This is a genomic window from Orenia metallireducens (assembly GCF_003001995.1).
GTDB lineage: Bacteria > Bacillota > Halanaerobiia > Halobacteroidales > Halobacteroidaceae > Orenia > Orenia metallireducens_B.
On record NZ_PVNB01000008.1, the window covers coordinates 67,280 to 80,840 of the forward strand.

Here is a 13,561-nt window from a genome sequence, read left to right on the forward strand (position 1 = left end):
ATGAGAGAAGAGCTGATATTAATTGTAGCAGTTATCATAGATTTAATCATTGGAGACCCTAATTTTTATCCCCATCCAGTAATCATTATAGGAAAGATCATCAATTATCTAGAAAAAAACTTTAGAAAGTTAGTTACAACTAAAAGAGGAGAGAGAATAGCTGGTCTGATTTTAGCAATTTTAATAATCACTTTGACTTATATCACGTCAAAAGCTATAATCTATTATTCTTATCGAGTTAATTATTATTTAGGACTAATGGTCAATATCTGGTTATTATCAACGACTATTGCAATTAAAGGATTAGTGCAAGCTGGCTTTGCAGTCTATCAAGGACTATTAGCAGGAAATTTGGAGTTAGCACGAAAACAGTTGGGCTGGATTGTAGGTAGAGATACCAATAATTTAGCAGAAGGTGAGGTAGTCAGAGGGACTATTGAAACCCTTGCTGAGAATACCAGTGATGGGATAATTGCTCCTATCTTTTATGGGATGCTTGGTGGCCTTCCTTTAGCAATGACCTATAAGGCAGTCAACACCTTAGACTCGATGTTAGGGTATAAGAATCAAAGATATCGTTATTTCGGGTGGGCGGCAGCTAGGCTAGATGATTTAGCCAATTGGATTCCAGCTAGAATAACAGCTTGTTTATACATATTAATAGCTTTAATCAAGGGTAAGGATTGGAGAAATGCCATTAGAATTATCTTAAGAGATGCTAGAAAGCACCCTAGTCCTAATGCTGGATATCCTGAAGCAGCTATAGCAGGAAGCTTAAATATTCGCTTAGGTGGGGTTAATTATTATCAAGGTGAGGAGAGTTTTAGAGCTTATTTAGGTGATGCTAGGAAGGAATTTGATAAGGAGCAGATTCAAGATACTATCAGTTTGATGTATTGGAATGTAGGGTTATTTTTGGTGATTTATTATTTGATTCGATTATTTTATTAAGTTTAGTAATATATAAGGAGATAGCGACAGTTTCACTTTTAAAAAATCACAACTTCTCTAACCCCTCTTAATCTTAAGAGGGGGACTCAATTTCCTCTCTCTTTAGATAAAGAGAGAGGTTAGGAGAGAGTTTGAGTTTTTAATTGTAAAATAAGTAGTTGAAGAGGAGGTGTAATGATGTATCCTAGAATAGTCATAGCAGGAACTCAAAGTGGGGTAGGAAAGACTACAGTGGCGATAGGATTGATGGCTGCTTTGAGTAAAAAAGGTTATCAGGTACAGCCTTATAAGGTAGGTCCAGATTATATCGATCCAGGGTTTCATACCCTAATCACAGGAAATTCTTCTCGAAATTTAGATAGCTATTTCTTAGGAGAGGATGGTGTCAAGGAGTCTTTTGTGAACTCTGCTACGAAAGCAGATATTTCGATTATTGAAGGGGTAATGGGCTTATTTGATGGAAAGCAGGGGCAGCAGGATAAGGGGAGTACCGCCGATATAGCCAAAATTTTAGATGCTCCTGTTATTTTAATATTGGATGTGAAGAAGGTGGCAAGAAGTGCTGCAGCCTTAGCCTATGGTTATAAGAACTTTGATTCTAAGCTAAATATTGTAGGAGTTATCTTAAATAATGTTGGTAGTGATAGGCATTATAGGATGGTGAAGGAAGCAATTGAAGCTGAGGTTGGGTTAAGGGTATTGGGATATCTACCTCGCCAAAAGGAGCTATCTCTACCTGAAAGACATTTAGGGTTAGTACCTACTGCTGAGAGCAAGAAACTCAGAGAATTTATCGATAGACTAGTTAAATTAATGGAAGAGTATGTTAATTTAGAAGAAATTCTTTCTTTAGCTAAAGCTGTTTCTAATCTCAAGTTAAACTCTAGAGAACTATTTATTAAGAATTCTAAGTATCCAGTTACTCTAGGAATAGCTTATGACCAAGCTTTTAACTTTTATTATCAGGACAATTTTGATATTTTAGAAGGTTTAGGTGCAAAATTGAAATTTTTTAGTCCGATTAAAGACAAAGAAGTACCTGAAGTTGATGGGCTTTATATCGGTGGAGGATTTCCAGAGAGCTTCTTGTCGGAGTTATCGGAAAATAAAAGTATGAAAGAGAGTATCTATCAACAGGTTAAAGCTGGATTGCCGATTTATGCTGAATGTGGGGGCTTGATGTATTTAACAGAAGGGATTAATAATTTTGATGGTACTTTCTTTTCAATGGTGGGAGCAATTCCTGTTCAAGTGAAGATGGAGAATAGACTACAGGCGATGGGATATGTTAAGGCTGTAGCTACTAAGGATAATCTCTTGTTAAAAGCAGGTCAAGAGGTCAAAGGCCATGAGTTTCATTATTCTAAATTGATCAATCTAACAGAGGATGATAATTATGCCTATCAACTCTTTGGTGGTAAAGGAGCAGAGGGCAGATATGAAGGGATGGCTGTTAATAATTTATTGGCTAGTTATCTACATCTTCATTTTGGGTCTAATTTAGATATGGTCAAGAGATTTTTGGCAATTTGTAGGAATGATTGATATAGTTATAAGTCATTTTATACACAAGCAAAGTATATTATTTTCTTTTAAAAAATTTCAATATTATAACAATCTATGTTATAATATTGCAAGGAAAAATAATACAGGTTAGAGAAAATTTAAACTTTCTCTAATTGCTTAAGGGAGTGTATAAGATGATAAGAAGCAATTTCAGAATATTAGTGATCTTATGTGTTGTAGCAGTGTCGGTTTACTCTGTACCTATAATTGCTAAAGAAAATATTGAAACAACTACTAAAGGAAATGTAAAGAAGGTTGGCAAAGAAGAAAATATAAAAGCTACTGAGAAAATTACTGAAAAGGGTAGTAATAAAATTATTAAGAGAAGTAATGAAGGTAAGAATAGGACTAAAGATAAAAGCTTCTTTTTCTTACAAACCAGTTCTATGACCTACCACTGGAACCAAAATCCTGACCGGAATAATGATCAAGGGCTGCTAGGTTTAGAATATCATAGTTCATCTAAGAAGCGACTTTATGGTGTAGCTCATTTTCAAAATTCATATTTTCAACCAACCTGGTATCTTTATACTGGAAGATCATATGACTTTAAGGAGATATCAAATTTTAAACTATATGGCAAAGTAACCTATGGAATTATTAGTGGCTATGATGATGAGAATGGTAAGTATTCTGCTTATATGAATAGGCTAGGAACCTTTCCAGCAGTTCTACCAAGTTTTGGGATGGAGTATAGAGACTATGCCTTAGAAGTATCACTTTTTGGGATTGCTGGTTACATAGTGAATTTTGGTGTGAAGTTTTGATTAAGCTTGAAGATAATAAGTTTTAGACATACATACATGTTGATTTTGAAGTAAGGAAAATAGCTAAGATGAAGGAGTGCTAAGATGAATCTAGAAAACAAACTATCCCAAGGCCTAGTACAAATCTATACTGGTGATGGTAAAGGAAAGACGACAGCTGCTTTAGGCTTAGCGTTGAGAGCAGCAGGTCATGGCTTGAAAGTAGAGGTGATTCAATATCTAAAGGGGAGTACTTATACTGGAGAGCTATACTCTACAGAAAGACTAGCAAATCTTAATATCAAGCAGTTTGGCAAAGGCTGCTCCTATGCTGCTTTGATTAAGCAGGGGTTAATGGGCTGTACTGGCTGTGGAGAGTGTTTTATTAAGAACAGTAAGAACAAAGAAGCCCATCAGAAATTTGTTACTTGGGCTTATGAGTATACTAAAGAGATTCTAGAAGAGGGTAAACAGGATCTTGTGATTTTAGATGAGATTAATAATGCTTTGCGTTATGACTTGTTATCAACAGAGGATGTATTAAAGTTAATTGAATTAAAATCGGAGCAGACGGAATTAATCTTAACTGGTAGAAGGATGCCTCAAGATATTTTGGAAAAGGCTGATCTGGTTACAGAGATGAAGGCTATCAAGCATCCTTATCAACAAGGGATTAAGAGTCGCAGGGGAATTGAATATTGATGAATAGTTTCTTGATAGCGGTACAATTTATTAGCAGAATTCCTGTTAAAAAGGAGTTAGATTATAATGATAAGGCTCTTGCCAAATCGATGATTTATTATCCTTTGATTGGGATTCTATTTGGTGGGATATTAGTTTTAATTGATTATCTAGCTAGTATCTATTTTGGACAACTAGTGACTAGTAGTCTGTTGCTGATGGCTATGGTCTTATTAACTGGCGGAATTCATCTTGATGGTTTAATGGATAGCTGTGATGGACTCTTAAGTGGTCGAAAGAAGGATAGGATTTTAGAGATTATGAGGGATAGTAGGGTCGGCGCTTTTGGAGTAATTGGTCTTGTTACTCTGTTTTTATTGAAATTCAGCCTCTTAGTAGAGCTTCCAAGTAATCATAAGATAGCAATTTTATTATTCTTTCCTACCATAAGTCGGTGGGCGATAGTTTATGCTGCCTTCAATTATCCTTATGCTCGCAAATCAGGATTGGGTAAGGTTTATGCTGAGAATTTAAAGTTTAGAGACTTGTTAATAGTCAATATCTGGACTCTATTATTAGGAGTAGTTTTATTTCAATTTAGAGGATTAATCATATTTTTACTAGTTCGTTTAATGACAATTATCATTGCTAAGTCAATTACCAAGAAGATTGATGGACTAACTGGCGATAACTATGGAGCGATCAATGAGATTGTCGAAGTTTTTGCCATATTGATAATAACTCTTGTCTTAAGGTTAAAGCTGTAAATAAATATTTAGAGGAGATTACTATGAGAAGAGATAATGAAAATTGGAGAATAGTAAATCTAGTTAGAGTCAGTCTGTTAATATCCCTATCAGCAGTTGGGGCCTATCTTAAATTCCCAAGCCCTGTAGGAAGTATCGCTCTTGATTCTTTACCTGGTTACTTAGGGGTCTTGTTATTAGGAGGAGCTAAGGGGAGTCTTATCTTAATAATTGGACATCTAGTCTCTGCCTTAACAGCCAGTCTACCTTTAGGTCCAATCCATTTAATTGTTGGACTATTAATGGGAGTTGGGGGCTTAGTATTTGGATATATAGTCGAAAGAAATAAAGTACTTGCAACAGTTATAGCTATTCTTTATAATGGACTGATTATACCTGCGCTGTTGCTACCTATCTTAGGTATGGGATTTTTTATCGGGATAGTTCCTATCTTATTATTAGCCTCTGGGGTTAATATCGGTTTAGCATTATTGCTAAGTAGGTTCTTTCAAAGGGAGCAATTTTAGATGAAACGGGATATATCTATTGTGAACTTAGATAGTGAGAAGGCTTTAGTGATTGCTTGTGACTCCTTAGGTGGGATTGGAAGTAAAAAACATGACAAGATAAGGGTTGCTAATAGCTTGGTAGGTAAGTTTACAGCTAGAGTTGCTTTGATGGAACTTATGGCTAGTGGAGCAACTCCGATATCTGTTGTAGATACTTTAAGTGTAGAGTTAAAGCCTACAGGTGAGGAGATTATCTCTGGGATTAAAGAAGAGATAGCTAAGATAGGTATTGATGATTTATTGACAGGAAGTACTGAAGAGAATGTAGTGACTGTACAGACTGGGATTGGAGTCACTGCCATTGGAAGTGTAGAGATCGATCAACTGAGGGTAGGAAGCTCTCAGCAAGAGGATTTGATAGTTGCGATCGGCCTTCCCAAAGTAGGTGATCAGGTCTTAGCAGATTTAAGTCAGATTGCTGATTTGGATTTGCTAATAGAGCTATTAAAATTTGATTATATCCATGAAATCTTACCAGTTGGCTCCAAGGGAATCTTATATGAAGCTCAACTCTTAGCAAAGAGCAATGGGCTAGAATTATCCTTAGTAAAGAGCAAAGTAGATTTACAAAAATCGGCAGGTCCAGCTACTGTTCTTTTAGTTACAGTAGCAGCAGAAGATTTAACTAGGTTGAAAGTGATAGATAAACCAGTTAATGTAATTGGGAGATTAGATTGAGATGATTAATAGATACATTATAATATTTTAGTGGCAAGTGATGAGTAGAAGTTATTACTCGTCACCCGTTCCTCATCACTTGTCACTGCTAAAAGAGGAGTAACGAAGATGGAAGTAACTGTTAAGGTACCAGGAAGTTGTGGTGAGTTGGTACAAGGAGTAATTGATGGAATCAATCTTCATATTACCTGTCCAATAGATCTTTATAGTTATGTAACGGTTAGAGTAGAGCAGAGTTTTAAAGGGATTAGGAGCAAGCAAGCAGGAAATAAGGCAATCACTGCCCTTAAAGAGACCCTTACCTATTTTGGTTATGATAGTGGTGCAGAGATAACTATTAGGTCTAAATTAGTTAAAGGGAAGGGAATGGCTAGCAGTACAGCCGATATCGTAGCTACAATTATAGCCACTACCTTAGCAATAGGAGAAGAAGTGGATACAGAGTTAATCAAAGAGATAGCTCTCAAGATAGAACCGACAGATGGATTGTTTTTAACAGGGATAGTAGCCTTTGACCATCTACAAGGAAAGAGGTCAATCAAGCTAGGAGAGATAGACCCTATTCCAATCTTAATCTTTGATATTGGTGGTGAGGTAGATACTCTAAGCTTCAATTCTAGAAGTGATTTAGCAAGTCTGAATCTGCTTAGAGAGCAAGAGGTAAAGAGGGCTTATAAATTGGTGGCAGAAGGTATTAAGAGAGGGGATAGGAGATTAATAGCTAAGGGAGCAACCTTAAGTAGTCTATCGAATCAGATTATATTATTTAAGCCTTATTTGAGTAAACTTTTAGAATTGGCTACAGAAAAAGAGGCTATCTTAGGGTTAAGTATTGCTCATAGTGGTACCTTAATTGGAGTTATTTTAGATAATCAAAGAGATTATGTAGAAGTATTAACAGAGATCAAAGCTAAAGTACCTGAACTTAATTATTTGCTGATAACTCAGATAATTAATGGAGGTTATCAGATTCTTACAGAGGGGTGAAGTTAGATTGGAGCATATTCATGGTGGTAATATTACTAAAGCAGTCAAGAAGTATGGTTTAAGTAAAGAAGATATTATAGATTTTAGTGCCAATATCAACTTTTTAGGTCCGCCAGCGGCTGTTAGTGAGGAGATAAGGAAGAATATTGATGGAATAGTCAATTATCCAGAACCAGACTCTCAAGAACTAAAAGAGAATTTGGCCAATAAATTGAATTTAGGTAGAGAAAATATTATAATGGGTAATGGTGCAGTAGAGTTAATCTATTTATTGACTAAAGTATTAAATCCGAGTAAATCGATGGTTTTATCCCCTACTTTCTCTGAATATGCTTTAGCAGCTAAGAGTGTAGGGGGTAAAGTAGAAGAATTTCCTTTACATAGAGAGGATAATTTTCAATTGAAGATAAATACATTATTAAGTAGCTTGGACAGTATAGATTTGTTATTTTTATGTAATCCTAACAATCCTACTGGGACCTTACTCTCAAGGGCTGAGCTGATTGAGATTTTAGAGTATACAAATAATCAGGGGATCTTCTTAGTAGTTGATGAAGCCTTTGCTGACTTTGTCAAAGAAGAAGTAGCTATTATAGATTTGATTAATGATTATAATAACCTATTTGTTTTACGTTCTTTAACAAAATTCTTTGCAATTCCAGGTTTAAGAGTCGGTTATGGAGTAGCTAACCAAGAGCTAATTCAAAGCTTAATTGCTAGTAAAGACCCTTGGAACCTTAATTATTTTGCCCAAATAGCTACTAAGGTAGCCTTAGAGCAAAAAGAGTACATCAAAGAAACTAAAGTAAGAATTAAAGAGGAGAAGGAGTTTTTATATAAACAATTAAAGGAAATTGATAACTTAAAGGTCTACTATCCCAATGCCAATTATATCTTCATTGATATTGCGGCTACTGGGCTAACGGCTAGTTACTTAGAAGAGCTTTTAGCAAAAGAGGGAACTCTAATCCGTAACTGCAACTCTTACTCAGGTTTAGGGGAAGATTTTATCAGGGTAGCAGTCAAAGGTAGAGCTGATAATCTAAAATTATTAGAGCAGCTAAGAGAGAACTTATAATTATTTTGCTTCATGAAAGCTCTTTAGAATATCAAAACAGGTAAATAATAACTCAGCATATTTTTCCGAGGTATCGAAATCGGTTTTACTCCCATGTAAGATTGAGTTTCTTTCTTGTCTATAATCTATAGTTAGATATCCCAATCGTTGAGCAAAATTGACCTGAGTGTTATTGGCTTTAAAGACTTTAGGCCATTCTATAAAGATGATTAAGCCATAGAGGGAGTAAATTTTTGTAATATTATTAGAATTATCATAGTAGAGACCATTTTTAAGGTCAATGTTCTTTAAATTATATTTTATAACTATATATTGGGCTATCTCCCAGACTAATCCTTCATTCTCTCGTAATAGAAGGGTGATAGCAGCAGCGATATGACTATTATTATAGGTAGCTATCGCTTCTTTAATATAGCGGAAATGCTTTGAAATTTCTAGAGGGTATAAATCCTGATCTATGGTCTTAGTCAGCCTAGTCTCTAACGCTTTGATATATTTGGGCAAGATGTTTTTATTTTCTGCTTCGATTATCTTATTATAATCGTCAATTGCTAGAAATTCAATCCATTCAAATTGAGTAGTACTGTGATTGATTTCAAAAATATTTAAGGGTGGTAGAATCTTATTATTAATCACTTCAAAGGAATTGTCCCCAAAGACAAGTTGTCTAATAACGAAGGGCTTTAAATTATTTTCTTTAATTTGTGACTTAGTTAATTCAACCCATTCATTTAAGAGGTTAATATTATATTGGAGCTTAAATTTCATATATTGATATTTAGGTTTCTGGAATTTTGCTTTATTTAGTTCACTTCTATTTCTTTGTAAAATATTAGTTGCTTTCTGAAGGTATTCTTGTAATTGCTTTTTATGCTCTTCTAATTTATCCTTGAATTTTTGATAGTCAAAACCTAAAAGAATATTCTTCCACTGATTGAAGTCTTGAATCTCTTGATCTACTTTAGATAATTTCATTAATAATCTAAAATAGTCTCTATCCTTTAAACTAAGGTCAAGCTTAATTTCTTTTGCTCTTAAGGCCTTGATACAGAACTCTTTAGGTACTAAATCTATATATTCATAAGAGTTATTCTGGTCTTTAACCTGCCAGATTAGATTATTATTTATTTTATTAGAGTTTATAGTTGCTTCTGTGGAAGTAGCTGAAGATTTTTGTTGAGTGTTGCTTATTACTTGTGTTTCATAGGTAGCTCTCTCTTCTTTAAGAAAGCAGCATAAGCAATGATAGCTTTTATTCATCAAATCCTCTTTATTCTTAAATCTATTATATAGGTCTAGCATTTTGCCTGTTAAGATCTCTGTGACTTCTGTTTGATTCTTCTTACTTATCTTTTTAAAAAAATTATGGGCATGTTCTTTATCGGCTAATTCAGATAGCTTTTTAGGTAACTTATTCTGTTCATTTTCAGATAGGCTAGCAATAAGGTTACTGATAGCTTCTAATCTTAATTTATTACGGGATAATTCTGCCATAGCTAATATCACTCCAATTATTTAGAGATTACTTGAATTATTAGAATTATATCATAATATAGCTACTTATTTAAGTAAGTGGATTAATTTTTACTATGATGCTAAGAGGAGAATGTTATGATAGAATTGTACTAAAATCTTGATACTAAGGAAATGGCTAATTGTCTGTGTGGGTAAAATAATACTATTTAGAGAGATTAGGGCACTTTGGTTGTTAGGTAGATAGATGGGTAGGCACTGCCTAACTGCCTAACCCTCTAACTTCCAACCACCAAAGTAAAAAGTGTCACAACACACCCATAAAGTCACAGATATATGAGATATTTCGAACTACATATTTTAAGGGGGTATAAATTATGGAGACTAAAATTATTTTAGTAAGGCATGGAGAGACTGACTGGAATCGAGAATTAAGATTTCAAGGGAGTAAAGATATTCAACTTAATGACAACGGGATAGAGCAGGCTGAGAAGTTGGCTCAAAGACTAGCAGCAGAAGAGATAGATGTGATCTATGCAAGTGATTTGGAACGAGCTTATAAGACTGCCAAAACAGTGGCTAAAGAGCATGATTTGGAGGTAGATAAGTTTAAGGAGTTGCAGGAGATTAGCTTTGGTCAGTGGGAAGGTCTAACTTATAATCAGATCCAAGAGAAATATCAAGCAGAGTGGGCGATGTGGGAGGAGGATCCAGCCCTTAATGGAGCACCAGAAGGTGAGAGTCTTAAAGATGTACAAGAGAGGTCAATAAAGAAATTAGAGGAGATTATAAGTCGTCATCTTGGTAATACTATATTGATAGTCAGCCATGGGGGCGTAATTAAGGTATTAATTAGTACTTTATTTGGAATACCTTTAGCTAAGGCTTGGCAATTGATGCAGTCAAATACATCTGTCAATATTATTAATTATTATGAAGAGGATAAAGTTGCTTTAGAGCTATTTAACTGTACTAAGCATTTAGAGGATTAGTGGTCTTAGAATTAGCTAATTTATAATTGATAATGTACAATTAGGCTTGAGGTTAATTGTACATTATAGTGGGAGGAATGGTTGTTGTGGACTTAGTAGTAATAGGATTAAATTATAAGACCACTCCTTTAGAATTAAGAGAGAAGTTCTCTTTGACCCGTAAAAGGCATAGAGAGATCTTAAAGGAGGTGGGCCCAAAATCAGCTGTAGCAGGAGTGGTTATTCTGGCTACCTGTAATCGAACAGAATTTTACCTAGCAGTTGAAAACCTTGATATAGAGGTAGATGAGTTAGCTAATTACTTATTTAATTTAATCTCAGATTTTGACCCTATTAGTTTGGATAGATACCTTTATAGTTATCAAGGAATGGAGATGATAGAACATCTTTATCAGGTAGTCAGTGGAATAGATTCTTTAGTAATTGGAGAAGCTCAGATTTTGGGGCAGGTTAAGAACTCTTTTGAAATTTCTCAAGAGTTGGGATTGGTAGATAAGTATTTATATTATACTTTTACTGAGTCCTTCAGGGTAGCTAAACGGGTAAGAACAGAGACTGGGATAGGAATAGGAGCAACATCAGTTAGTTATGCTGCAGTAAAGCTAGCTAAGAAGATATTTGGTTCATTAGAAGGGGAGACGGTACTGATTTTAGGAGCTGGCAAGATGAGTGAGCTTGCTTTAAAGTCCTTAGTTGACAATGGAGTTAAAGGAGTAATGGTTGCTAATAGAACCTATAGTCGTGCTCAAAAGTTGGCCCAGAAGTTTTCAGGTGAGGTCATCAGATGGAAACAGCTAGCAGATTGGATTAATAAGGTGGATATTATTATCGGTTCTACTGCAGCTCCTCATTATGTCTTGCATTATGATCTTGTAAAGAAGGCGATGGAAGAAAGAAGAGGACCATTATTCTTAATTGATATCGCTTTACCTCGTGATATAGACCCTAAAGTAATCGATATTCCAGGGGTTCATCTCTATGATATAGATGATTTGGAAGGTGTTATTGAGTATAGCTTGGGTAAAAGAAAAGAAGAATTAGCTAAGGTAGAGAGTATAATTACAGAAGAGAAGGCTAATATAAGGGAGTGGCTAAAGCAGCGGGAAATTATACCCTTAATTAAGACCATTAGAGCTGAGGCTAATGCTATTAAGAAAAGAGAGCTAGCAAGGGCTGTAAAGAAATTATCTAAAGAGAATAATGAAGCTGTGCTTAAGGATTTGGCTCACCGCTTGACCAATAAATTACTCCATCAGCCTACAGTTAAGATCAAGGAGTTAGGTAGTGATGATATCAGCAAGGAGCAACTGAGTTTAATCAAGAAAATATTTATGGGGCAGTAAGAAGAGCAGTGACCAGTAAAGAATGATGAGTAAAGTATTAAGAAAATCTAAAAATTGATAATGAAGAGCTAGTAGTAGACTTATATGTCTATCTGAGATTGTCTTTACATATGGAGTGATATTTGATGAGTTGTTATCCAATTAATCTCAAGTTAAGTGGAAAGAGGGTCTTAATAGTTGGTGGAGGAAAGGTGGCTTACCGTAAGGCTAAAAGGTTGCTAGAGGCTAAAGCTGAAATAACTTTAGTTAGTCCAACGGTAATTGATGAGTTAAAGTACTTTGTCTTAGCTAATAATATAAAATACTATCAACGAGAATTTAAAAAGGAAGATATGTTAGATACTTGCATAACTTTTGCTGTAACTGATAATAGAAGAGTCAATTCTCTGATTGCCAGTTTAGCTGACAAGCATAATCTTCTTGTTAATGTGGCAGATAGTTTAGAGGAGTCGACCTTTACCTTGCCAGCGCTTATTAAGCAGGGGGATTTATTATTGACAGTTGCTACAGGTGGGAATCTGCCTGCTCTCTCTAAAAGAATTAGAGAAGAGTTAGAGAACTCTTTTGGAGAAGAATTTAAAGTATTTTTAGAGTTGATGAAAATATTAAGACCGATAATTATAGATAATATCGATGATGAGAAGCAAAGGAGAAAGATATTTAGAGAGCTAGCTGATTTAGAGTTGATTAGATTATTGGCTGAGGATAAAGATGAATTTTTAGAGAAGTTAAACAAGAGCTTGCCTGCTAAGGTGAGAAAAATCTGTGATTTAGCTTATATAGCAGAAGATGGATTTGGATTATAATAGTGATATAGGAGGGGGAAAATGTCAGAAATAATCATTGGAACACGTAAGAGTCAATTAGCTGTAGCACAAAGTACCTTGGTAGCAGAAGAGTTAGCTGAGAAATTTCCGGATTATAAATTTTCTCTAAAGAAGATGAGTACTAAGGGAGATAGGATTATCGATAGGTCTTTGATCGAAATTGGAGGGAAGGGCTTATTTATTAAAGAGATAGAGATAGCTCTTTTAAATCAAGAGATAGATTTGGCTGTACATAGCTTAAAGGATATGCCAGGAGAGATAGCCAATGAGTTTGAGTTAATTGCTACACCTCAAAGAGCTAATCCTTTAGATGTATTGATTTCAAAAGATGATAAAATTTTAGAAGAATTACCTCAAGGGGCTAAAATCGGTACAGGTAGTTTAAGGAGGAAGGCGCAACTGTTAAATTATCGTCCTGATTTGGAGATTGTGCCAATTAGAGGGAATATTGATACTAGAATTAAGAAATTGTATAGCCAAGACCTTGACGCTATTGTGTTGGCAGCAGCAGGTTTGGAGCGAATGGGCTGGAGTGATAAGATAAGCCAATATTTAGAACCAGCTATTTCTCTACCTGCTGTTGGACAAGGTGTTTTGGCTTTAGAGGTCAGAAGTAATGATGATAGCATTAAGGAGTTAGTTAAAGGAATAAATCATCATGATACATATGTAAGGGTAGCAGCTGAACGGAGCTTTTTATCATATTTAGAAGGTAGCTGTAAGATACCGATAGCTGCCTATGCTCAGATTGAGGATGATGAACTAAGCATAGAAGGTATGGTAGCAAGTTTAGATGGTAGTAGGTTGCTAAGGGCTAAGCTAAAAGGAAGTAGAGAAGAGGCTAAAGAGTTAGGGGTTAAGTTAGCTCAAAGGCTTGTTGAGCAGGGAGCAGCAGAGATTTTAGCAGAGATTAAGGAGGGATAA

14 protein-coding genes are annotated in these 13,561 nt (G+C 35.1%); 13 read left to right on the plus strand and 1 reads right to left on the minus strand.

Annotated elements, in window-relative coordinates:
- The 9 genes from cbiB to cobD all read left to right on the plus strand — a co-directional run bounded on the left by cbiB (window position 1) and on the right by cobD (window position 8,002).
- Window positions 1–951, plus strand: coding sequence for an adenosylcobinamide-phosphate synthase CbiB (gene cbiB, locus BX659_RS07570; RefSeq protein ID WP_097017513.1), 951 nt, complete (start codon window positions 1–3; stop codon window positions 949–951).
- A 177-nt stretch (window positions 952–1,128) separates the two neighbouring features.
- Window positions 1,129–2,496 (plus strand): cobyrinate a,c-diamide synthase, encoded by a 1,368-nt coding sequence (locus tag BX659_RS07575; protein WP_097017514.1) that lies wholly within the window; start codon window positions 1,129–1,131, stop codon window positions 2,494–2,496.
- A 155-nt stretch (window positions 2,497–2,651) separates the two neighbouring features.
- Window positions 2,652–3,284, plus strand: a complete 633-nt coding sequence (locus BX659_RS07580) for a hypothetical protein (protein WP_097017515.1) — start codon at window positions 2,652–2,654, stop codon at window positions 3,282–3,284.
- A gap of 84 nt (window positions 3,285–3,368) precedes the next feature.
- Window positions 3,369–3,965 carry a cob(I)yrinic acid a,c-diamide adenosyltransferase gene (gene cobO / locus BX659_RS07585; RefSeq protein WP_097017516.1) on the plus strand — a complete coding sequence of 199 codons (597 nt, stop codon included), beginning with the start codon at window positions 3,369–3,371 and terminating at the stop codon, window positions 3,963–3,965.
- Complete coding sequence (gene cobS / locus BX659_RS07590; protein WP_097017517.1) at window positions 3,965–4,711, plus strand: adenosylcobinamide-GDP ribazoletransferase; 747 nt, start codon at window positions 3,965–3,967, stop codon at window positions 4,709–4,711. Before cobO ends, cobS begins: the two co-directional genes overlap by 1 nt.
- A 23-nt stretch (window positions 4,712–4,734) precedes the next feature.
- Window positions 4,735–5,217 (plus strand): ECF transporter S component, encoded by a 483-nt coding sequence (locus BX659_RS07595; protein ID WP_097017518.1) that lies wholly within the window; start codon window positions 4,735–4,737, stop codon window positions 5,215–5,217.
- Window positions 5,218–5,937 (plus strand): AIR synthase related protein, encoded by a 720-nt coding sequence (locus BX659_RS07600; RefSeq protein WP_097017519.1) that lies wholly within the window; start codon window positions 5,218–5,220, stop codon window positions 5,935–5,937.
- 108 nt (window positions 5,938–6,045) lie between these two features.
- Window positions 6,046–6,924 carry a GHMP family kinase ATP-binding protein gene (locus tag BX659_RS07605; protein WP_097017520.1) on the plus strand — a complete coding sequence of 293 codons (879 nt, stop codon included), beginning with the start codon at window positions 6,046–6,048 and terminating at the stop codon, window positions 6,922–6,924.
- Window positions 6,893–8,002 carry a threonine-phosphate decarboxylase CobD gene (gene cobD, locus BX659_RS07610; RefSeq protein ID WP_097017521.1) on the plus strand — a complete coding sequence of 370 codons (1,110 nt, stop codon included), beginning with the start codon at window positions 6,893–6,895 and terminating at the stop codon, window positions 8,000–8,002. The genes BX659_RS07605 and cobD overlap by 32 nt, the downstream gene beginning before the upstream one ends.
- Here the strand turns inward: cobD and BX659_RS07615 are convergent, their stop codons facing one another.
- Window positions 8,003–9,496, minus strand: a complete 1,494-nt coding sequence (locus BX659_RS07615) for a hypothetical protein (RefSeq protein WP_097017522.1) — start codon at window positions 9,494–9,496, stop codon at window positions 8,003–8,005.
- Window positions 9,497–9,852: 356 nt separating this feature from the next.
- On the opposite strand from BX659_RS07615, the gene cobC reads away from it, so the two are divergent.
- The 4 genes from cobC (at window position 9,853) to hemC (ending at window position 13,561) form a co-directional block, all read left to right on the plus strand.
- A complete protein-coding gene (cobC, locus tag BX659_RS07620; RefSeq protein ID WP_097017523.1) occupies window positions 9,853–10,467 on the plus strand; it encodes an alpha-ribazole phosphatase in 615 nt (204 codons plus the stop codon).
- Window positions 10,468–10,544: 77 nt separating this feature from the next.
- Window positions 10,545–11,810, plus strand: coding sequence for a glutamyl-tRNA reductase (gene hemA, locus BX659_RS07625; RefSeq protein ID WP_253250709.1), 1,266 nt, complete (start codon window positions 10,545–10,547; stop codon window positions 11,808–11,810).
- 125 nt (window positions 11,811–11,935) lie between these two features.
- Window positions 11,936–12,616, plus strand: a complete 681-nt coding sequence (locus tag BX659_RS07630) for a precorrin-2 dehydrogenase/sirohydrochlorin ferrochelatase family protein (RefSeq protein WP_097017525.1) — start codon at window positions 11,936–11,938, stop codon at window positions 12,614–12,616.
- A 21-nt stretch (window positions 12,617–12,637) separates the two neighbouring features.
- The gene (gene hemC / locus BX659_RS07635; protein WP_097017526.1) at window positions 12,638–13,561 is read left to right on the plus strand and encodes a hydroxymethylbilane synthase; all 924 of its coding nucleotides are present in this window, start codon (window positions 12,638–12,640) and stop codon (window positions 13,559–13,561) included.